At 71.5% G+C, this 20241-nt stretch carries 24 protein-coding genes; 14 read left to right on the forward strand and 10 right to left on the reverse strand.

Annotated elements, in window-relative coordinates; genetic code table 11:
- Positions 1-104: 104 nt before the first annotated feature.
- The gene (locus tag O2W15_RS23630; RefSeq protein ID WP_269181233.1) at positions 105-680 is read right to left on the reverse strand and encodes a TetR/AcrR family transcriptional regulator; all 576 of its coding nucleotides are present in this window, start codon (positions 678-680) and stop codon (positions 105-107) included.
- 110 nt (positions 681-790) lie between these two features.
- Between O2W15_RS23630 and O2W15_RS23635 the strand changes: the two genes are divergently transcribed.
- Positions 791-1768, forward strand: a complete 978-nt coding sequence (locus O2W15_RS23635; RefSeq protein WP_269181234.1) for an SDR family NAD(P)-dependent oxidoreductase — start codon at positions 791-793, stop codon at positions 1766-1768.
- A gap of 2 nt (positions 1769-1770) precedes the next feature.
- Positions 1771-2178 (forward strand): hypothetical protein, encoded by a 408-nt coding sequence (locus O2W15_RS23640; RefSeq protein WP_269181235.1) that lies wholly within the window; start codon positions 1771-1773, stop codon positions 2176-2178.
- A 480-nt stretch (positions 2179-2658) separates the two neighbouring features.
- On the opposite strand, the gene O2W15_RS23645 is transcribed toward O2W15_RS23640, so the two are convergent.
- A complete protein-coding gene (locus O2W15_RS23645) occupies positions 2659-3507 on the reverse strand; it encodes a helix-turn-helix transcriptional regulator (protein ID WP_269181236.1) in 849 nt (282 codons plus the stop codon).
- 101 nt (positions 3508-3608) lie between these two features.
- Between O2W15_RS23645 and O2W15_RS23650 the strand changes: the two genes are divergently transcribed.
- A complete protein-coding gene (locus tag O2W15_RS23650; protein WP_269181237.1) occupies positions 3609-4373 on the forward strand; it encodes an SDR family oxidoreductase in 765 nt (254 codons plus the stop codon).
- 51 nt (positions 4374-4424) lie between these two features.
- On the opposite strand, the gene O2W15_RS23655 is transcribed toward O2W15_RS23650, so the two are convergent.
- The 3 genes from O2W15_RS23655 to O2W15_RS23665 form a co-directional block, all read right to left on the reverse strand.
- Positions 4425-5342, reverse strand: a complete 918-nt coding sequence (locus O2W15_RS23655) for a hypothetical protein (RefSeq protein ID WP_269165084.1) — start codon at positions 5340-5342, stop codon at positions 4425-4427.
- Positions 5343-5508: 166 nt separating this feature from the next.
- Complete coding sequence (gene msrA, locus O2W15_RS23660) at positions 5509-6024, reverse strand: peptide-methionine (S)-S-oxide reductase MsrA (RefSeq protein ID WP_269165083.1); 516 nt, start codon at positions 6022-6024, stop codon at positions 5509-5511.
- A 113-nt stretch (positions 6025-6137) separates the two neighbouring features.
- Entirely contained in the window at positions 6138-6998 is an 861-nt protein-coding gene (locus O2W15_RS23665) for a MerR family transcriptional regulator (protein WP_269181238.1), read from the reverse strand.
- Positions 6999-7076: 78 nt separating this feature from the next.
- Between O2W15_RS23665 and O2W15_RS23670 the strand changes: the two genes are divergently transcribed.
- The 5 genes from O2W15_RS23670 to O2W15_RS23690 all read left to right on the forward strand — a co-directional run bounded on the left by O2W15_RS23670 (position 7077) and on the right by O2W15_RS23690 (position 10852).
- Entirely contained in the window at positions 7077-7430 is a 354-nt protein-coding gene (locus O2W15_RS23670; RefSeq protein WP_269181239.1) for a nuclear transport factor 2 family protein, read from the forward strand.
- Between the two features lie 82 nt (positions 7431-7512).
- Positions 7513-8271: an alpha/beta fold hydrolase gene (locus O2W15_RS23675; protein WP_269181240.1), complete on the forward strand. Its 759-nt coding sequence runs from the start codon at positions 7513-7515 to the stop codon at positions 8269-8271.
- A gap of 278 nt (positions 8272-8549) precedes the next feature.
- Positions 8550-9335, forward strand: coding sequence for an SDR family oxidoreductase (locus O2W15_RS23680; RefSeq protein WP_269181241.1), 786 nt, complete (start codon positions 8550-8552; stop codon positions 9333-9335).
- Positions 9336-9395: 60 nt separating this feature from the next.
- On the forward strand, positions 9396-10538 hold the full coding sequence (locus tag O2W15_RS23685; protein WP_269189519.1) for a DNA alkylation repair protein: 1143 nt from the start codon (positions 9396-9398) through the stop codon (positions 10536-10538).
- A complete protein-coding gene (locus O2W15_RS23690; RefSeq protein ID WP_269181243.1) occupies positions 10535-10852 on the forward strand; it encodes an MGMT family protein in 318 nt (105 codons plus the stop codon). The genes O2W15_RS23685 and O2W15_RS23690 overlap by 4 nt, the downstream gene beginning before the upstream one ends.
- Positions 10853-11175: 323 nt before the next feature.
- Here O2W15_RS23690 and O2W15_RS23695 read toward each other — a convergent pair whose 3' ends face one another.
- Positions 11176-11679, reverse strand: coding sequence for a MarR family winged helix-turn-helix transcriptional regulator (locus O2W15_RS23695; RefSeq protein WP_269181244.1), 504 nt, complete (start codon positions 11677-11679; stop codon positions 11176-11178).
- Between the two features lie 96 nt (positions 11680-11775).
- Between O2W15_RS23695 and O2W15_RS23700 the strand changes: the two genes are divergently transcribed.
- Positions 11776-12567, forward strand: a complete 792-nt coding sequence (locus O2W15_RS23700; RefSeq protein ID WP_269181245.1) for an SDR family NAD(P)-dependent oxidoreductase — start codon at positions 11776-11778, stop codon at positions 12565-12567.
- Between the two features lie 326 nt (positions 12568-12893).
- Here O2W15_RS23700 and O2W15_RS23705 read toward each other — a convergent pair whose 3' ends face one another.
- A complete protein-coding gene (locus O2W15_RS23705) occupies positions 12894-13751 on the reverse strand; it encodes a helix-turn-helix domain-containing protein (RefSeq protein WP_269165075.1) in 858 nt (285 codons plus the stop codon).
- Between the two features lie 138 nt (positions 13752-13889).
- On the opposite strand from O2W15_RS23705, the gene O2W15_RS23710 reads away from it, so the two are divergent.
- Positions 13890-14573, forward strand: a complete 684-nt coding sequence (locus O2W15_RS23710) for an SDR family NAD(P)-dependent oxidoreductase (RefSeq protein WP_269165074.1) — start codon at positions 13890-13892, stop codon at positions 14571-14573.
- A gap of 102 nt (positions 14574-14675) precedes the next feature.
- Positions 14676-15368, forward strand: coding sequence for an NADPH-dependent F420 reductase (locus O2W15_RS23715; RefSeq protein WP_269181246.1), 693 nt, complete (start codon positions 14676-14678; stop codon positions 15366-15368).
- On the opposite strand, the gene O2W15_RS23720 is transcribed toward O2W15_RS23715, so the two are convergent.
- Both O2W15_RS23720 and O2W15_RS23725 read right to left on the reverse strand, forming a co-directional pair.
- Positions 15299-15964 carry a class I SAM-dependent methyltransferase gene (locus tag O2W15_RS23720; RefSeq protein WP_269181247.1) on the reverse strand — a complete coding sequence of 222 codons (666 nt, stop codon included), beginning with the start codon at positions 15962-15964 and terminating at the stop codon, positions 15299-15301. The two genes, O2W15_RS23715 and O2W15_RS23720, sit on opposite strands and share 70 nt — an antisense overlap.
- A 101-nt stretch (positions 15965-16065) precedes the next feature.
- Positions 16066-16968 carry an SDR family NAD(P)-dependent oxidoreductase gene (locus tag O2W15_RS23725; protein WP_269181248.1) on the reverse strand — a complete coding sequence of 301 codons (903 nt, stop codon included), beginning with the start codon at positions 16966-16968 and terminating at the stop codon, positions 16066-16068.
- A 103-nt stretch (positions 16969-17071) separates the two neighbouring features.
- Here O2W15_RS23725 and O2W15_RS23730 point away from each other — a divergent pair, with 103 nt between their 5' ends.
- Both O2W15_RS23730 and O2W15_RS23735 read left to right on the forward strand, forming a co-directional pair.
- On the forward strand, positions 17072-17737 hold the full coding sequence (locus O2W15_RS23730; protein ID WP_269181249.1) for a TetR family transcriptional regulator: 666 nt from the start codon (positions 17072-17074) through the stop codon (positions 17735-17737).
- A gap of 240 nt (positions 17738-17977) precedes the next feature.
- Positions 17978-18703, forward strand: coding sequence for a hypothetical protein (locus O2W15_RS23735; protein WP_269181250.1), 726 nt, complete (start codon positions 17978-17980; stop codon positions 18701-18703).
- A gap of 29 nt (positions 18704-18732) precedes the next feature.
- On the opposite strand, the gene O2W15_RS23740 is transcribed toward O2W15_RS23735, so the two are convergent.
- On the reverse strand, positions 18733-19368 hold the full coding sequence (locus O2W15_RS23740) for a TetR/AcrR family transcriptional regulator (RefSeq protein WP_269181251.1): 636 nt from the start codon (positions 19366-19368) through the stop codon (positions 18733-18735).
- A gap of 107 nt (positions 19369-19475) precedes the next feature.
- Between O2W15_RS23740 and O2W15_RS23745 the strand changes: the two genes are divergently transcribed.
- Positions 19476-20042: a dihydrofolate reductase family protein gene (locus tag O2W15_RS23745; protein ID WP_269181252.1), complete on the forward strand. Its 567-nt coding sequence runs from the start codon at positions 19476-19478 to the stop codon at positions 20040-20042.
- Positions 20043-20241 lie beyond the last annotated feature (199 nt).

The following is a 20241-nucleotide window of genomic DNA, read 5'->3' on the forward strand; positions in this document are numbered from 1 at the left end:
CCGTCCGGTCACGGACCGGTCGGCCCCGTTCTCGCTGCCGGAGTGCGGCGGCACTGGGGATCCAGCCTCCGGCGTTGGCCGCGAGTCCGCTCAGCTCGGTCGGGTCAGGGAGAAGGGGTCTTCATCCCGGCGGCGAGGACCTCGGCGTAGAGCGGCGCGAGGGCGGCGATCTGGCCCGTCTCGCGGGCGGAGAGCATCGCGCCGTACAGCATGGTCACGAACTGCTCGGTGCTGATCGCCGGCCTGAGCCAGCCGGACGCGTGAGCGGTGTCGACCAGGGTGTGCGTTGAGCGCTGGAACCGTTCCATGAAGCCTTGCCCATCGGCGCTCGGGCGTGTCCCCGAGATCAGCAGGCGAGTCAGGCCCGGGTCGCATCTCAGGTGCAGGATCTCGAGCAGGAAGCTTCGTACCGCCTGATCGGGATCGGCTGCGGCCGTGACCGCCGCACGCTCGGCGATGCCCACGATCTCCGCGAACTGGTCCATGGCCAGCGCCTCGAGAAGATCGTCGCGGGTGGGGAAGTGGCGGTACATGGTGCCCACACCCACTCCAGCCTGACGTGCGATCGCGTGCATGCGCAGGGTGCCGTCTCCCTTGTCGTACTCGTCCCGCGCTGCCCGGAGCAGCGCCTCGCGGTTGCGGGCGGCGTCGGCTCGTACCGCGGGTGTCGGGGCGGTCATGACGTCAGCTTAGCAATTTCGCGATCGAAGTGGACGCAGCGTCCGGTTGTGTCGTACCTTGACCCTGTAAGCGGACGCAGCGTCCGCTTCACCTCCGAAAGGGGAGAGAGATGAGAACTGACGCGAGGATCAGGACCGACTTCGATGCGGCGAGCACCGCGGACGACGTGGTTGCTGGTCGCGATCTGACCGGCACGGCGGCGATCGTGACGGGAGCATCCTCGGGACTCGGGATCGAGACGGCACGTTCGTTGGCCCGTGCCGGCAGTGCGGTGACTCTCGCTGTCCGCGACAGCGCCAGGGGACGAGTCGCAGCCGAGGACATCATCAGGACCACCGGCAACCGGGACGTCACCGTTGCCGTGGTCGAACTGACCGACGGCGCTTCCATCCAGCGGTTCGTCGACAACTGGAACCGGCCGCTGCACTACCTGATCAACAACGCCGCGGTGATGGGCTCTCCGCTGGCGCGGACAACGGAGGGGTGGGAGATGCACTTCGGCACCAACCACCTCGGACACTTCCGTCTCGCGCTACAACTCCGCGATGCACTGGCTCGCGGAGCCAGCGCGCACGGAGAGTCGCGGATCGTGGCGCTGACGTCCACCGCACACGTGATGTCGCCGGTCGTCTTCGACGACGTGCACTACGGAGCTCGGCCGTACGACCCGATGGCCGCATACGGCCAATCGAAGACTGCGAACGCGCTCTTCGCCGTCGAGGCGACCCGGCGTTGGCGAGATGACGGCATCGTCGCGAACTCGGTCAACCCTGGCGCCATCAACACCGGGCTCCAGCGACATCTGACCCACGAGCAGGCCGCGGAGTTCGACCGCCTCGAAGAGGCAGGCACCTTCTCGTACAAGACCGCCCAGCAGGGCGCCGCCTCCACGCTGGTAGCTGCACTGGCTCCCGAGTTCGGTGTGCACGGCGGCCACTACGTCGAGGACGGGCAGGAAGCGACCGATCTGCCGGATGACGACACGACCGCACCGCCTGGTCAGGGAGTTCGTCGTTGGGCAACCGACCCCGATGCCGCGGCGCGGCTGTGGGACCTCTCACTGAACCAGATTGCCGGGGTGTCCTGATCATGAACGACCACGATCTGCTCGAGGGCTTCGAGTCGAGCACACTGACCCACTTCCCTCACGAGTACCACGTCCGCGTGGTGTACCTGCTCATCCTCGAGTACGGACCCGAGGAGGCGAAGGACAGGATGCTCGCGGGCATCCGCGGCCTCGCGTCGAACTTCGGGCTGAGTGGGAGCTTCGTCCACATCACCCGGACGGTCGCCTGGACGAAGATCGTCGCCAGCCAGATCGAACAGCCGATGTCGTCCGAGGAGTTCGTCCGGGCTCATCCGGCGCTTCTGCGCAAGGACCTGCTCGATGACTACTACGGCTGGGGACGCCTGTTCACCCCGAGTTCCCGACGGAGGTTCGTCGAGCCGAGCCGCCCCTTCCCCACCGCGCCCGGCGAGTTGCCGTCAGCCGCATAGGTCGACTGGCACGGTCGTCGATCACGAAGTGCGGGGTGGCCAGTCAGGTGGCGACGACCGCATGGCGCGTTGGGAGAGCAGGAAGGACCGGGTGGCTGCAGAGATCGGCGCAGCCACCCGGTTCATCCAGTAGGACGGCGGCCGCAGACTCTCACGGGTCCGAGGGACGGCTGGCGGATCGAGTCGCTCATCTGCCGATCGGGATCCTCGCGTGTGCATCCTCGACTCGCTGGTGTCCCCGCTCGCCTTCGACGCGACTCGACCACCGCGGCAGCGAGGTGGATGCACTCTCGTCGACGGGGACGGCCCGGTGCGAGGTCGGGATCGGGGCCGGCTGTCCCTTCGACCTGGGCTGACGCATCTCCAGTCGGGCGCGTGGCACCTGCCGTGCCTGGGACGGCGACACGGTCTCGTGAGGGGCACGCGCCCTCACCCGGCCCGTAGCCCGGTGGCCCCACCGGAACGACGCCACGACCCGGTCTAGGGCTCTGGCGCGAAGGCCTGCGTGCCGAGGACGGCGAGGAGTGCGAGTCTGCTCGCGGCCTCGGTTCCCGGAGGCGCGGTGAGCACGAGCAGCACCTGGGACTCGTCCTCGGTGAACAGCGCCTGGCAGTCGACCTCGATGGGACCGACCTCGGGGTGCAGGAGGACCTTGTGGTCCTCGAACCGTCGGCCCACCTCGTGGGCGTCCCACAGTCGCGAGAACTCGGGGCTCGTGCGGGTGAGCACCTGGACCAGCTCGCCGGCTCGCGAAGCCGCTCCCATCGACCCGTACGCGGCACGCAGCGAGGCCACCTGGGCGCGGCTCTGCCGGTCGCGGTCGGCCTCCGGGTAGCGCCCCCGTTCCTGCTCGGGGTTCACGAACCAGCGGTAGATGCCGCTGCGTTCCAGGCCGGTCAGGTGGCTGACGTCCCCGAACAGGGCACGGGCCGGGTCGTTCTGCACCAGCGTCTCGCCCAGCGCGGACAGGATGAGCGCGGGGGTGTCGGTGAGCCGGTCGAGGACGCGCAGCAGCCCGGGAGCGATGTGGTCGCTCCCGCCGATCGGGTCGGGAGCATCGTGTCCGGCGACCCGGTAGAGGTAGGCGCGTTCGTCCGCGGTCAGCCGGAGCGCCCGGGCGAGCGAGGCGAGCATCTGCGTGCTCGGCTGCGGCCCGCGCCGCTGCTCCAGACGCGTGTAGTAGTCGGTCGACATCGCGGCGAGCTGCGCCACCTCCTCCCGCCGGAGCCCGGGGGTGCGCCGGCGCTGGCCTGCCCCCAGCCCCACGTCCGCGGGCTGGAGGCCACTGCGGCGCCGGACGAGGAAGTCGGCGAGGTCGTCCCGGTTCACCGGACCAGTGTCACCGCTCCGCGCCTGCCGCAGCCAGGGATCGGCGATCCCCCGATCACCGCGCTCTGCCACGCCACCCGGACTCGGCTGACGCTGAGGGCATGGACATCGCAGGGAACACCGTCTTCATCCCCGGCGCGACCAGCGGCATCGGCCTGGCCCTGGCGCTGCGTCTGCGCGAGGAGGGCGACACCGTCATCGTCGGCGGGCGACGCACCGCGCTGCTGGAGCAGATCACCGCCGAGCACCCCGGGCTGCACGCCGTCCAGATCGACACCACCGACCCGGTGAGCATCCAGCGCGCCGCCGCCCAGGTCCTGGCCGAGCACCCGGAGCTCAACGTGCTGGTCACGATGGCCGGGATCATGCGCGTCGAGGACTGGACCACCCCGAGCGGGTTCCTGGCCTCGGCCGAGGAGACGGTCACGACCAACCTGCTCGGTCCGATCCGCCTCATCGGCGCGTTCGTCGAGCACCTGCGCTCCCGGCCCGACGCGACGATCATGACGGTCTCCTCCGGGCTGGCGTTCGCTCCGCTCCGGGCCACGCCCAGCTACAACGCCACGAAGGCCGCGATCCACATGCTGAGCGAGTCCCTCCGGCTCCAGCTGTCGGGCACCAGCGTGGCGGTGGTCGAGCTCGAGCCGCCGTCGGTGCGCACCGCGTTGCTGCCGGGACAGGAGGAGAGCGAGTTCGCCATGCCCCTCGCCGACTTCATCGACGAGGTCACCGAGCTGATCCGGACCCAGCCGGACGCGCACGAGATCCAGGTGGAGAACGTCGAGTTCCTCCGTTTCGGCGAAGCGCGCGGCGACTACGACCACGTCGTCGCGACCCTCAACCACCTCGACCCGCACGGCGACTGACGCCCTCGGGCCCCGGCTCAGCTGAGCAGCTCACGTGACGGGCTGAGCAGCTCACGTGACGGGCAGCGCCGCCAGCCGGGCGGCCAGTTCTGCGTTGCGACGCAGGAAGGGCGCCCAGCCGTCGGGTGCCCGGGTGCCGGGCACCGCCTGGGAGCAGGTCTCCTGCTCCCAGGCGCGCAGCCGGCCGTCACGGATCCGCAGCCGCACCAGGACGTCGTCCCCCCAGGCGGTGACCACCTGGTCGCCTTCCTCGCCGGGCGCGGTGACCCGCTGCGGCGCGACCACCCACGCGACCGCCTCGATCTCCTGCTGGAGCCGGGCGGCGGCCTCGAACGCGTGCAGCCCGGCCGCGGCGTCGCGCCGGGCGGTCAGGGCCGCCAGCGCAGCGGCGACCGCCGTCGGCTCACGGTCCAGCACCGACGCCACGGCGCCCGCCAGCTGCGCGACGGGGAGGGCCTGCCCGCCGCGGACCCGGGCCAGCTCCCGCTCGCCGGCGGTGCGGGTCGGGCCGGCGTGACCGAGCGGGTACAGCCGTTCGAGCCCGGACACGGCCAACCGCACCTTGCCGGCCCCCAGGTACGGCCCGAAGAAGCGGACACCCGGTGCCGGTCGCTGCGTCGCAGCGAGGCCGAGGCGCGGCGCCTCCGGCGAGGGGTCCAGGCAGATGCTGACCGGCACCTCCAGTCCGCCGACGATCCGGTTCCACGGTGGCAGCGACCGCTCGAGCAGGTTGCGTTCGGCCCAGGCCGCCTCGTGCGCGGAGTCGCAGACCAGCGCCTCGATCCGGGCGACCCGGGGCACCATCCGCCGTAGGTGGCGGCGGTCGCGCAGGTCACCCCAGTAGGAGCTGACCCGGCGGCGCAGCTCGCCGGCCCGCCCGACGTACAGCACGCGGCCGCTGCCGTCCCGGAAGCGGTACACGCCCGGCGCGACCGGCAGCGCGGCGACGGCGTCCGGGCGGGTGGGCATGCCCCATCGTGCGCACGGCGGCGGCACCCGTGGTGGCGCCGCGCCCCACGACTCCCCGTTGTCCCACCGGTCACGTCCGGGTCCGGCGCGGGGGTGGTGGAGACGCGTCGAGGGGGACACCCCGGAAAGGACGTCCCCCTCGCCGTCGTCGCACCGGGCCCTCAGGTCATCGGGTGGCCTGCGCCTCGCGACGCGGGAGCACCCAGTCGGGGCGCACGTAGTGGCACGTGTAGCCGAAGGGGATCCTCTGCAGGTAGTCCTGGTGCTCTGCCTCGGCCTCCCAGAACGCGCCGGCTGGCTCGACCTCGGTGACGACCTTGCCCGGCCAGATGCCCGAGACGTCGACGTCGGCGATCGTGTCCAGGGCGACGCTCTTCTGCTCGTCGCTGGTGTAGTAGATCGCCGAGCGGTAGCTCCGGCCCACGTCGTTGCCCTGCCGGTCCTTCGTCGACGGGTCGTGGATCTGGAAGAAGAACTCCAGCAGCTCCCGGAACGAGATCACCTCGGGGTCGAAGACGATCTCGACCGCCTCGGCGTGATCGCCGTGGTTCCGGTACGTGGCGTTGGGGGTGTCGCCGCCGGAGTACCCGACCCGGCTGGAGAGCACCCCTGGGCGCTGGCGCAGCAGGTCCTGCGCGCCCCAGAAGCAGCCGCCGGCGAGGATCGTCGTCTCGGTGGTCACGGTGTGCCTTCTTCCCTCGGACGTCATCGACACCGGGTGAACACCACCACGGGTCCCGGTGTTTCCTCAGGCGCGGCGCCGCACCCGGTGGACGAGTGACCCCCTGATCGTCGTCAGCCGCCGGGAGAGGACGGCGACGTGCGTGCTCCTCGCTCGACGGCTCCGGGACCACGGGGAACCGGCGGTGCCATCCGGAAGACCGGCCAGCCGACCTCGGTGCGCCAGGCGCCCGGGTCGGGGGTGTCGCGTGGCCCGACGAGGTAGGTCTCCCGCACCGGGCCGGCCACGGCCAGCGCGTTGCTCACCACCCAGGTGCCGAGCTCGCCGTAGGTGACGTCGATGTCGTCGTGCTCCCCGGCGTGGGTGGTGACGGCGAGTTCGACGGCCGGCAGGGTGACCGGGTGCACCCGGCCGCTGCGCGGCGGTTCCGCCGTCGGCCGGTAGACGAGGAGGTGCCCGCGGCCGTCCTCGAACAGCGCGTTGTCGTAGAGCCCGCCCGGAGCGCCGGTCGGCTGGCGGACCACGGCGTCCAGCTCGGCCATGGCGCCGGCGTACCAGCCGAGCACCTCCTCGTGCGCCACGTCGTCCTCGACCGCGGCGACCGTCGTCGCCGGGACCGCGCGGAGCTCGACGTCCAACGGGGCCGGATCCGGCCGGAGCAGCCGGCGCAGCGATGCCACCGCGGCGCGGGTCCGATCGAGCTCCGCCTCGAGCCGCTGCAGGTGGTCGGCCACGAGGGTGGCCCGGGTGCTCGGGTCGGGGGAGCGCAGGATGCGCTGCACGTCGGGAAGCGGGACGTCGAGCTCCCGCAGCCGGTGGATGACCTGGGCGATCGGGATCTGGTCCGCGCTGTAGTAGCGGTACCCGGTCGTGGCGTCCACCGCAGCGGGCTCGAGCAGGCCCGCGTCGTGGTAGCGGCGCAGGGTGCGCACGCTGAGGTGGGTCAGCCGGGAGAACTCGCCGATCGCAAGCACGGGTGCACTCTGCCCCCTCTCCCCGGGGGAGAGTCCAGCGCTTGACCCTCCCGCATCGGGAGACCGCACCGTGGGGCCATGACCTCACCGACCAGCATCCGGCCCGACCAGCTCCCGGAGACGGTCCGCGGCTACCTCGCCGCGCACGACGCCGGCGACGCGGACACCGCGCTGCGCGCCTTCACGCCGACCGCCGTGGTCGTCGACGACGGCCTCACCTACCGCGGGACCGCGGAGATCCGGCGCTTCCTGGCCAAGGCCGGGGCCGAGTTCACGTACACCAGCGCCCTCGTCGCTGCAGAGCGATCCGACGGCGCGCACTGGATCGCCACCAAGCACCTGGTGGGCGACTTCCCCGGTGGCGTCGTCGACCTGCGCTACCGCTTCGCGATGGACGGCGACTCCATCGCGGAGCTCGTCATCGCACCGTGACGACCGGCTCCGGAGAAGTCACTCCACCTGGTGAACACCCAGACGGGCGAAGGGATCGCCCGCTGACAGAGAGGGAGAACCGATGACCAGCAACACGCTCGGGACCCGCACCGGGGCCAGCACCGGGGCAAGGCCCACCGTGGTCCTCGTCCACGGGGCCTTCGCTGACTCGTCGAGCTGGAACGGCGTGATCGCCCGACTCCGGGACGACGGCCATCCGGTGATCGCGGTGGCCAACCCGCTCCGCTCACTGCAGGGCGACGCCGACCACCTGCGCGACGTCCTCGACAGCGTGGACGGGCCGATCGTCCTCGCCGGCCACTCCTACGGCGGCAGCGTCATGAGCGAGGCTGCCGACGGGTACCTGCGGGTGAAGGCGCTGGTGTTCGTCGCCAGCTTCCTGCTGGACGAGGGGGAGAGCACCGGTGAGCTGGCCGGGAAGTTCCCGGGCAACGAGCTCGGGACGGCGCTGCGCCCGGTGCCGGTCCGCGGCCAGCAGGGGCAGACCGTCGAGGACCTCTACATCGAGCAGGAGGAGTTCCAGCCGGTCTTCGCCGCGGACGTGTCGGCGGACGTGGCCGACCTGATGGCCGTCACCCAGCGGCCCATCCTCGCCGAAGCCCTGGCGGACAAGGCGACGAAGGCGGCCTGGAAGACCATTCCGTCCTGGACTCTCGTGACGCTCCAGGACCTCGCCGTCCCGGCCGAGGCTCAGCGGTTCATGGCCGAGCGCGTCTCGTCGCACGTCGTCGAGGTGGACGCCTCGCACGCCGTGACCGTCTCCCGGCCCGACACCGTCGCCCGGCTGATCGATGAGGCCGCCCGCGCGACGACCGAGTGATCCGAGGCGCTCGGCGGGCCGCTCCGCCCTCCGCGCAGCTCAGGGGGCGGAGCGGTCCGGAACCGATGCGGTCGTCGAGGACGCGCGGGCGGCCGTCGAGCAGGCCCGGAGCGAGGTCGAGAAGGCGTCATGGGGGCGGGGGCCCGACGGTTGCTGCGGCAACGCCCCTCGGCCGGGCGCGGTGGACTCGCCGCCGCCCAGCCCCACGGATGGTCCGACGCTCGTCCGAGGACCCCTCGGCCGAGTGCACCACTGGCAACGACGACGAAGGAGCAGAGATGGGGAGTTCGGATCGCGGGCGCCTGGACGGGCGTCGAGCGCTCGTCACTGGCGGGTCGAAGGGATCGGGCAAGGCCGTGGCTGAACGGCTTCGCGAGCTCGGCGCCGATGTGCACGTCACGGCCCGGACGATGCCCGACGGGTACGAGTTCCCGGACCGCTTCATCGCGGCCGACACCTCGACCGCCGAGGGCACGGCGCTCGTCGCGTCTTGGATCGAGGAGGCCGGTGGTGTCGACGTCCTCGTGCACGTCGTAGGAGGTGCCTCCACGCCGTCCGGGGGGTTCGTGGCGATCACGGATGAGCAGTGGACGACCGAGCTGGAGCTCAACTTCCTCGGCGCCGTGCGGCTGGATCGAGCGCTGCTGCCCTCGATGATCCGGTCCGGGCACGGTGTCGTGCTCCACTTCACGTCCATCCAGCGGCAGCTGCCGCAGTACGACGCGTCTCTGGCGTACGCGGCTGCGAAAGCCGCGTTGCGCACGTACAGCAAGGGCCTGGCGAACGAGCTCGCGCCGCACGGTGTGCGGGTCAACGCGATCAGTCCCGGTGGGATCGAGACCGAGGCCTACGAGAGGTTCGTGGACCGGATCGCGGAAGGGAACGGCCTGAGCCGGGAGGGGGCGAAGGAGAAGATCCTCGACTCCCTCGGCGGAGTGCCTCTCGGCCGTTTCGCGAGGACGGAGGAGATCGCCGATCTCGTGGGCTTCCTGGTGTCCGACCAGGCGTCGGCGATCGTCGGTGCGGAGTACGTGATCGACGGCGGGACCGTCCCCACGGTCTAGACCGAGCAGCATCGGACGCAGAAGACGTGCTGCTGCGAGAGAGGAGTCGCCGTGGGTGCCATGGACGAACTGATCAGCCCAGTCGTCGTTGGACGGCTACGGGCTGCGTTGGAAGCGGTCGCGCCCACCAGCGACTTCCCCGCTCTGGTGCAGGCGGAAGGTGCCGTACGGGACGTCCGCCTCCGGGAGCGGGTGGACATCGTCCGCGATGCTCTCCGCAGCGACGTCCCGGCGGGCTTCGCCGCCGCCGAGCGAGTGGTGCTCGACGTCCTGGACGAGCCGCGTTTCGGCGGCTGGATGATCTGGCCCACCACGGAGTTCATCGCGTCGAGAGCACTCGAGACCGCGTCGACCCGGGACTTCGACGCCGCCATGGCGCTCTTGGCCCGGCTCACCGTCGGTCTGACGGGCGAGTTCGCCGTCCGCGAGCTCCTGAACGCGCGACCCGAGCGCGGCCTCCGCATCATGCAGACCTGGACGGAGCATGACAGCGAGCACGTGCGGCGACTCGCCACCGAGGGCTCTCGCGCCTACCTGCCCTGGGCGAAACGGGTGCCCTGGCTGCTCGCCCGTCCTCGTGCGACACGAGCCATCCTGGACGCCACCTATCGCGATCCGGCCGAGTACGTGCGGCGCTCGGTCGCCAACCACCTCAACGACCTCAGTCGCGTCGATCCCTCCGTCGTCACGGAAGTAGCCGCCGCGTGGGCCGGCGAGCCGGACGCCAACACCCCCTGGGTGCTCCGGCACGGCCTGAGGACGCTGATCAAGCGGGCCGATCCCACCGCGCTGGCACTCGTGGGGTTCACCGGGAGCAGCCTGCGCGTGGCCCGACCGCGCGTCTCCGGTGGTGTCGTCCCCTGGGGAGGGGACCTCACGTTCACGGCCGTCGTCACCAACGACGGGCAGACGGAGGCGATCGTGGCGATCGACTACTCCGTCGGGTTCCGACGCGCCAACGGGGCCGTGAGCGCGAAGACCTTCAAGCTCGGGTCACGACGCATCCCCGCCGGCGGCAGCACCGCCGTCACGAAGACCCACTCCTTCCGCCCGATCACCACCCGGACCTACCACCCGGGGCCGCACCACGTCACCGTGCAGGCGAACGGGGTCCTCTCGCCACCCGGGGGGTTCGTCCTGGGAGGGGCGGGCGGGGAGGAGAACGGGACACCCGATCGGCGGCAACAAGGGGCGACATCGTGAGCGACGTGGCGGCGCGGGTCCTGAGCACCGTGTCCTCGATCCCCAGCGGGCACGTGATGACCTGTGGCGATCTCGCCGAGGCGGCTGGCACGGGCGCGCGCGCCGTCGGCCAGGTCCTGCGCAACGGCGGTCACGACGTGCCGTGGTGGCGGGTCGTGGATGCCACGGGGCGGCTGGCGCATCCACGAAGTGGGCATGACCTGACGCCGCGGAGGCTCACGAGCGGGGCCGTTGACCTGACCGAGGACCCCGCCGTCGCGAGGTACCTGCGCTCACGCGTCCGTGGGTTCGATGCGTCGCGGGGCGCGAGTTGACTCCGAGAACCTCGGCGCGACGCTTGCGTCGACGTGGCAACGGTCGACAGGTCAGTTGGTCGACAGGACGTGGTGGGTGTCGGCGGAGTTCACGCCGGCACAGCACGCATGAGGTCGACCCTGGGGCGCCGTTCCTGAACCGTTGGGCACCGGTGCCGAGCTGTCCGGTGGGCAGTGGGCGATGATCGAGCCGTTGATGCCGTTGATGCCGTAGGTGACCGGCCGGTCGGGGCCGTACCGGGACCATCGGCAGCTGGGCGGAGGCAGCGTTCGCTCCCAGCCGTCGGCAGCCGTCGTCGCTCTCCTCGCAGGAGAGCTGTGCGTCATCCGCTCGGTGGTCGCCAGGCTCGTCCGGCGCCGGCTGCAGAGAGGATGCGCCGGGTGATGTCCTGGAGTTGGCGTTGCTGCGTTCTCGTCAGGGGCTCCAGGACCAGCCGCCTGACGGTCGCGATGTGTCCCGGCGCGGCTTCCTCGACCTTGTCCCGCCCGAGGTCGGTGAGGGTCGCCAGGGTGTAGCGCCCGTCCCGAGGGTCGACGGCGCGTTGGACCCATTGCCGTCGCTCCAACCGTGTCACTGCGCGGGAGAGCCGGGTCAACGTGCTGTTCGCGTAGCCCGCCAGGACGCTCATCCGCAGCGTGCGGTCCGGCGCGTGCAGGAGGGCGAACAAGACGCCGAACTCGAAGTGCGTGACGTCGGCGTCCCGCTGGAGCTGGGCGTCCAGCAGTGCTGGCAGCCACTCGAGGACGGTCGCAAAGCCGGACCACGTGAGCAGCTCATCGTCCTCGAACCCGGGCGGGTCGGGCGCCTCACCCATGTCGAAGGTCATCCAGGCAGCGCATGCGCGCAGCTTAGGTCAGTTGACGAGGCAAGTGAAGGCGGCCTAGTTTCGCTTGCTCAGGCAAGTGAAACTCGGAGGTCGGACATGGATCTACAGCTTGTGGGCAAGAGCGCGTTCATCAGCGGATCGACGCAGGGGATCGGCTACGCCACCGCTCGGGCCCTCGCTGCCGAAGGGGTTTCGGTCGTCCTGCACGGCCGTGGGTCCGAACGGGTCGAGGAGGCAGTCGCGCGCCTGCGCGCGGAGGAGTACGGCGTCGAGGTGTCCGGCGTCGCAGGCGACTTCGCGGACGACACGCAGGTCCGGGAGGTGCTGGATGCGCTGGGTGCCGTCGACATCCTGGTCAACAACGTCGGCCTCTTCGAGGTGAAGCCCTTCGCGGCGGTCACGGACGAGGACTGGCAGTTGTTCTACGACGTCAACGTCATGAGTGCCGTCCGCCTGTCCCGGCAGCTCCTGCCCGGCATGCTCGCCCGGGGCTGGGGCCGCGTCGTCTTCATCAGCAGCGAGTCCGGCGTCAACGTCCCGGCTGACATGATCCACTACGGGGTCACGAAAGCGGCTCTGCTCGCGCTCAGCAACGGCCTCGCCAAGTTGACCCGCGGCAGCGAGGTCACGGTGAACGCCATCGTCGGAGGCCCGACCTACTCCGACGGCGTCGCGACAGCGGTCCGATCCATCGCCGAGGCCCGGGGCCTCCCCGAGGCGGACATGAAGGCCGTCATCGCGCAGGGGAACGCCACCTCACTCGTCCAGCGGTTCCTCGACCCTGCCGAGCTGGCATCGCTCGCGACCTACCTCGCCAGCCCGCTCTCCGCAGCCACGAACGGCAGCGCCCTGCGTGCTGACGGCGGCACGCTCGTGCAAGTCCTCTGAGTCCTGTTGACGACCGAACGAGCAGGCATCGATGGAGTTCGGACCAGAGCAGGGCCAGGTCACGCAGTTGAGCGGTGGGATCAGCGTTCTGCCACCGGGACGGTCGATGAGCTGGGACCCCGGGACTCCGTTCAGCTACGACGAGAACGGTGCTGCGCTCCTGACACGAGGGTGACCCTCACGTGTCGGGGATGCCTCGGAGGCTGGAGCCGCTCGTCCACACGTTGTCGTTGACCGAGATGCGGCACCACGAGGCGGCAGCGCCCGGCACCTGGGACCGGTTCGAGACCCTCCGTGGTGTCGTCGGGTTCTGGTCGGCGTCGTGGTCAGCTGTGCCGTGCGACGTCGTGCTCGGTGTCCGACGTGGGCTGAGCGGCGGAGGCCAGGAGCGACAGCTTCTCCGCGGCCTCGGAACCGGCGTCCGGGTGGTACACGACCAGCATCAGGTGGTCGGTGCCGTTGACGGCCAGGCGCTCCCGGTTGAGGGTCATCTCCCCGACCTGGGGGTGGTCGAGCCGGATCGGCGTCCCCCACTGTCGGCGTACCTCGTGCCGGGCCCACAGCTGCCGGAACCGCGGGCTCGCCAGGGTCAGCTCACCGGTGAGCTCGATGAACCGTGGGTCGTCGACGTCGGTGCCGACGGCCTGCCGGAGGTTCGCGATGAAGCACTCCGTGACCTGCTCCCACTCGGGGTGCAGCGCCTGCTGGGCGGGGTCCAGGAACAGGTCCCGCAGTTGGTTGCCCCCGATGGCGAGACCGGGGGAGAGCGCGACGGCCAGGCGGTTCGAGGCGAGGACGTCGAAGTAGCGGTCCTCGATGAAGGCCGGTTGCACCAGGGAGTCCAGGAGCTTGAGCACTCCTGCCGGTGGGGTCTCCTTGCGCGGCCGGCGCTGCCGTTGCCGGGGGACCTCCGCGACCAGCGTCAGCAGGTGGGCGAAGTGGTCGTCGTCGAGCTGCAGGACTCGCGCGATGGACTCCAGCACCTGCAGGGACGGGTGCCGGTCACGGCCGCGCTCCAGCCGTAGGTAGTAGTCGGCGCTGATGCCGGCGAGCAGGGCGACCTCCTCCCGCCGCAGGCCCGGCGTCCGCCGGACCCCGCCGTCGGGGATGCCCGCCTGCTGGGGCGTCACCAGTTCGCGCCGGGCCCGCAGGAAGGACCCGAGCGGGTTCGCCGACTCGTCCACGCTCGCGACCTTAGGCCGCTGGCAGCGATCAGCGGGGGCTCTGTCGGACCCCAGGCTGTAGAGGGCTCTGGGTGACTCCCGTTCCGGCCCATAACGTCCCCGACGGCCCCTTCGGGCGGAGCACGTCGAGAGGACACCATGACCGTCACCCTGATCACCGGCGCCAACAAGGGCATCGGGTTCGAGACCGCCAGACAGCTCACGGAGCTGGGGCACACCGTCTACATCGGCGCGCGGGACGTCGAGCGCGGTGAGAAGGCCGCCGCTGAGATCGGCGCGCGGTCCGTCCAGCTCGACGTCACCGACGACGCTTCGGTGGCCGGCGCACTGGCGGCGATCGACGCGGCCGAGGGCCGCCTCGACGTCCTGGTCCACAACGCGGGCGTCCTGGAGACCGGGCTCGACGGCCCGGCGGCGCTGCGTTCCTTCGACACGAACGCGGTGGGGATCGTGCGCGTCACGGAGGCGGCACTGCCGCTGCTGCGCAGGTCGTCGACCCCGAACGTCGTCGTCATCTCCAGCAGCGCAGGGTCGTTCTGGGCGGTCACCAACCCCGAGCGGCCGGAGTCCGGTATGCCGCTCGCGCTGTACTCGGCGTCCAAGGCGGCGGCGACCATGCTGACGGTGCAGTACGCCAAGGCGCACCCGGGCATCAGGTTCAACGCCCTCGAGCCGGGCACCACCGCGACCGACATGACCGCGGCGTTCGGCATCGGGCGACCGGTCGAGGAGAGCGCCCGAGTCGTCGTGCGGCTGGCCACCCTCGGACCGGACGGCCCGACGGGGACCCTCCAGGACGAGGCAGGGGAACTGCCCTGGTGAGCAGCCGCGAAGGCCGCTCCAGCGACGCCTGAGGCCGAACAGCGCCTCGCGAGGCGGGAACGCCGAGGCGCGCCCCCTCCCATGAAGCAAGGAGCTCCGACCATGACGACCATCGGCATCCTCGGCGCCGGTCAGGCAGGGAGCACCCTCGCCCGGGCGTCGATCGCGGCCGGCTACGACATCGTGATCGCGAACTCGCGAGGACCCGAGTCGCTCGCTGGTCTGATCAGCGAGCTGGGTCCACGGGCGCGCGCTGCGCACGCAGCAGAGGCCGCTGCGGCGGCCGACTTCGCGGTCACCGCGTTCCCGTACACACCCACCGCCCGGCTGCCGGTCGAGGAGCTCCGGGGGAAGGTCGTGATCGACAACAACAACTACATGGTCTGGCGCGACGGGCACATCCCGGAGGTCGACCTCGGCCGCACGACGATCCACCAGCTGCGTCAGGAGCAGCTGCCCGCGTCGAAGGTCGTGAAGGCCTTCTCGCACGTCCAGTTCCACGCACGCCACCCGATCCGCGTCCCGGGCGACAGGCTGCCCGCCCTGGTGCGGCTGGCCAGGCCGGCCGGCGCACCCGACCGGACGGCGCTGGTCGTCTCGAGCGACTTCCCGGACGCCGTCGAGCTCGTCACCCGCCTGTACGACGACCTCGGGTTCGACGCGGTCGACAACAGCCCACTCAGCGAGTCATGGCGCAGCGCGCCGGGGACGCCGATGTGGCGCCATCACGTCGACGGACAGAGTCGCGAGGAGCTCATCCGCAACCTGGGGCGCGCCGACCGGGTCATCAGCTGATCGCCGACCGTCCCTCGTCCCGCTCGCACGGGCCGGCGCGCGTAGTACACGAGAGCCGGAGGGAGATTGCGCCACACGGTCCGGCCGATGAGCACCTCGTCGAACCGCGCCTCCAGTGCCCGGCGGAACCGTCGGGCGGCGGGGGTCCACCGGCTGTGGACGTACGCGAACGTGGTGAACACGCCATCGGACGACAGACCGGTGACCACCGTGTCGAGGAGGTGCTCCTGCTGTTGCGGCCCGAATGCGGCCCACGGCAGGCCGCTGACGACGACGTCGGCGTGCGCGATGCCGCGGTCGGTGAGCACCGTGCCGAGCTCGGCGGCGTCGGCCTGGACCACAGCGACGGCTGGGTGCCGGGTGGACAGGGCCCTGGCCAGCCGTGCGTTGACCTCGATCGCGAGCTGTCGGCCCCGACCGGCGAGCCGCTGCTCGATGGCTGTCGTCATCGCCCCGGTGCCCGGACCCAGCTCGACGATGACCACGTCTGCACCGACGGGCACCGGTGCGATCGCGGCGCGGGTCAGCTCCCTCCCGCTGGCTGCGACAGCTCCGATCGTCATCGGCGCACGGATGAACTCGCTCAGGATCGACACGTCGGGACACCTCGTCTCGGGGGCGCTGTGAGGTCGGGCGTGTTCGTCATCGCCCGTCGACCCCGTCGCTGCTGGACGGGGGATCGGAGGGGAACTGGGGCTCATACCGGGAACTCCACGCCTGTGAGGTCCGCGGAGACGGCCCACAGCCGCTGCTGGACCGCGAGGTCGTACGACTCCGGGCTGGACGTGACGACCCGGGGGTGCCCGCGGACCTCGCCGCGGCCGCTGGGGCCGTAGTACTGCCCGCCCAGGACGGCGGTGTCGGTCGAGGCCCGGAGCGTCGGCAGGGCGCCCATCGCGGCCGGCTGGGTGATGAGGTGAGCCAGCCGGTCCATCGGTGCGCGGACCACGGCGGGGGAGTTGCGCACGAGCTCGGTGTTCGACACCCCCGGGTGCGCGGCCGCCGCGACGGTGGTCGTGCCGTGCACGGCGAGCCGGCGCTGCAGCTCGTAGGTGAACATCAGATTGGCGAGCTTGGACTGCCCGTAGGCGCCGGCCCGGGAGTACGAGCGCTCCCACTGCAGGTCGTCGAAGTGGATCGCCGCGCGGATGCGGTGGCCGTTGCTGCTGACCGTCACCACGCGTGAACCGGGGACGGGCAGCAGCAGGTCGAGCAGCAGGCCGGTGAGGGCGAAATGGCCCAGGTGGTTGGTGCCGAACTGCCGCTCGAAACCGTCCTGCGTCGTCTGCTTCGGGGTGTACATCACCCCGGCGTTGTTGACGAGCAGGTCGATCCGCGGGTGTGCGGCGCGCAGCTCGGCCGCGGCGGCGCGGACCGAGTCCAGCGACGTCAGGTCGAGCCGCTGCACGGTGACGTCGCCGGTCATGCGGGCTGCGGCCTGTGCGCCCTTGTCGACGTCCCGCACGGCGAGCACCACCGCGGCGCCGCGTTCGGCGAGGACCTTGGCGGTCTCGAAGCCCAGCCCGGTGTTGGCGCCGGTGACGACCGCCACCCGGCCGTGCTGGTCGGGAACGTGCTGTGCCGTCCATGTGGTGCTCATGCGTCCTCCTGAAGAGACCGGCGGTCTGCTGTCTCTCCGGACGTTAAGAGACCACCGGTCTGCTGTCAAGAGACCGGTGGTCTGCAAATGTTATGGTCGGGTCATGACCTTCCATCGAGCCCGCAGTGAGGAGCAGCGCGAGATCCGGCGTCGGGCGATCCTGGGCACGGCGGCGGCCATGCTCGACGAGATGCCGGTGGCCGACGTCAGCCTCAACGAGCTGAGTCGCCGCGTCGGCATGGCGAAGTCGAACGTGCTGCGCTACTTCGACTCCCGCGAGGGCGTGCTCCTCGAGCTGATGAACTCCGTCCTGGAGGACTGGCTCACCGGACTGGCCGACGACCTCGCGACGGGGGTCGACACGGGCCTGCTGCTGGTGCCGCGCGCCGAGCAGCTGTCCGCGGTGTTCGCCCGGTCCCTGGCTGGCAACCGGGTGCTCTGCGACCTGCTGGGGGCGCAGGGCGGCGTCCTGGAGCGGAACGTCACCGCCGAGGTGGTGACGCGTCACAAGCACGCGGCCCTGGTGCGGCTCGCGGCCATGGCCGACCTCATGCGCCGGTACGTGCCGGAACTCGGCGCCGCGGCCGAGACGTTCTGCTTCCAGACCCTGGTCCTGGCCGGCGCCCTGGCGCCCTACAGCTCGCCGCCGCCCGGCGTGCGCGCCGCCTACGCGGCCGAACCGGCGCTCGCCGTCCTGCACCTCGAACTGCAGGACTCCCTCACGCTGGCGACCCGGACCATGCTGTTGGGGGCCGTGCCGCGCGGCTGACGTGGTGGACCGTGCCGGCTCGGTGTCGGCGGGGACGTGAGGTGCAGAGCCGCATCGTGGCCGTCCCGGCTGCGCGCCGTCCCTGAGTGGCAGCGCGGCACGGTGACATGTGAGCGACGCTCTGGACCAAGAGCGCCGCTCGCTCTACGGTGATCGCGGTGGGAGCGCCGCTCTCGGTCGAGAGGAATGCTCATGCCCCCGGTAGCCACCTCGCCTTCCTCCATCCGGCGAACGCCGGGCGTGCGACGTGGCAGGCCGGTCGGCCCGAGCGCGCTGGCCGTCGCGGCGGCGCTGTTCCTGGTGTTCCCGGCGACCCGGCCGTGGGGGGACGCCACGGCCTCCCGGACCGCCGAGGCGTTCGCCTCGCCGGCCTGGTTGATCTCGCACCTGTCCGGCGCGCTCGCCTTCGCGCTGCTCCTGCCCGGCATCCTGGCACTGCGGCAGGCCATCCCCGCCGGGCCGGGTGCGGGCCTGGCCCGGGCAGCGTCCGGCGCCACCGGGTTCGGCGTCAGTCTGGTCCTGCTCTACTTCGGCGCGGAGACCTTCGCCCTCCACGAGATCGGTCGGCACGCGCTCCGGACCGGGGAGCCGGTGCTGGAGGACCTGGTCGGTGACATCCGAATGGGGCCGGTGCAAGTGGCGGTCTTCGGCGGCGGGCTCCTCGTCCTCGCGGTGGGTGCCGTGCTGGCTGCCGTGTCGGTCTGGCGGAGCCGCCGGCTGCCACGGTGGTCCGCGGTCCCGCTCGCCGTCGGTCTGGTGCTGTACCTGCCCCAGTTCTTCGCCGCACCTCCCGTGCGCGTCCTGCACGGAGGTCTCGTCGCCGTCGGTTGCCTCCTCCTGGCGGTGGTCCTGTGGCGAGCCGCGGGGTCCTCGAGCTGGTCCACGGGCACATCGACGGGCCAGGGCTCCGCCGAAGGCGCCGTGGGCGGTGGCACCGTGGAGAGGGTGTCGCGGCCGACGGTGTAGGGCGTCCACGACCTCGGGGGCACGCGTGTTCAGTGGCGCGGTCCCGGGATGCGGAGGCGCGCGACCATCGTCCGGACGGCCTCCTCGACCGCGCGGCTGACCCCGTCCTGGTCGATCGACCAGGTGGCGTGGACCAGCCGGGGCCAGAAGACCGCGCTCGCGATCATGCCGAGGAACTGCGTGGCGGCGGTGTCGGGGGAGTCCACCGTGACCAGTCCCGCCGTGTGCTCGGCCCGGAGGTAGCGGCCGAGGGCGACGAGAGCGGGGAGCGTGCCGAAGTCGAAGGTCCGCTCGCTCAGCTCGGGGAAGCGTGGCGCCTCGGCGATCAGGAGCCGGAGCAGGTCGGCGGTCCGGGGCTGCACCAGCACCTCGGCGTACGCCCGCCCCAGCGCCAGGAGACCGGCGTGCAGGTCGCCCGTCGGGGGGACGGGGACGCTCCCTCCCGGGGTCTGGCCCACGGCCAGCACGGTCGCCTCGAACAGCAGGGCCTTGGTCGGGAACTGCTTGAACAGGGTCGCCTTCGAGACCCCCGCGCGCTCGGCCACCCGGGCGAGCGACGTCCGGTCGTAACCGCTCTCCAGGAACAGGGCCTCGGCGGCGGCGAGGACGGCCGCACGGTTCTCCTCGGCCACGCGCTGGTGGTACTCGGGCAGCTCGCGGGTCATGGCATCAGTCTGACACGAGAGGTGAGCCAGTTGACTCACCTCCCGTGCACCCCTACCGTCATAGAGGTGAGTCGACCGACTCACGTCGGCGCGAAGGAGTGGTCCCGATGCACGACACATCTCCCCAGACAGCTGCAGGCAAGGTGCTGTGGCACTTCTCCATGTCGCTCGACGGGTACGTCGCCGGTCCGGGTCACCGGATGGACTGGATGCCCGAGGCGACCAACCGGCCGGGCCTGATCGAGGAGTACGTCCAGACGACCGGAGCGGTCCTCGGCGGACGCGACGGCTGGGACGCCTTCCCGGACGCGGGCGCCGTGTACGGCGGTGACTGGAGCGGGCCGGTCTTCGTGCTGACCCACCACCCCGAGGACGCCGAACCCGCCGACGGGGTGACCTTCCTCAGCTGCGACGTCGCCGAGGCGGTGCAGATCGCCCGGCAGGCTGCAGGCGGCAAGAACGTCGAGGTGCTGTCCCCGACCATCGGCCGGCAGCTGCTGGAGCGCGGCCTGCTCGACGAGATGGACCTGCACGTCCTGCCCGTGCTCCTTGGCGACGGGGTGCGGCTCTACGACGACCCGGGCGGGGCCCCGGTGCCGCTCGAGTTCTGCAACGGCGACCCGGTCGAGGAGGTCAACCTCCGCTATCGACCGCTCGGCCGGGTCGGCGGCTGACCCGCGCCCACCGGACCGCAGCCTCAGCTGCCCTCGGGGACGCCGGGAACCGCCGCGCGACGGGACGGTCCGGGTGCGCTCCCGGTACCGGCGATGACGCTGTCCGAGCTGCAGGAGGTGACTGCGAGGGCTGCGCACTCCTGACCCGGCGTCGCCGCGGCGGAACGGGCCGCCGCGGCAGCGCGTGAGCGTGCCCTGG

The sequence above is a fragment of the Modestobacter sp. VKM Ac-2979 genome, assembly GCF_026967995.1.
In the GTDB taxonomy this organism is placed as follows: Bacteria; Actinomycetota; Actinomycetes; order Mycobacteriales; family Geodermatophilaceae; genus Modestobacter.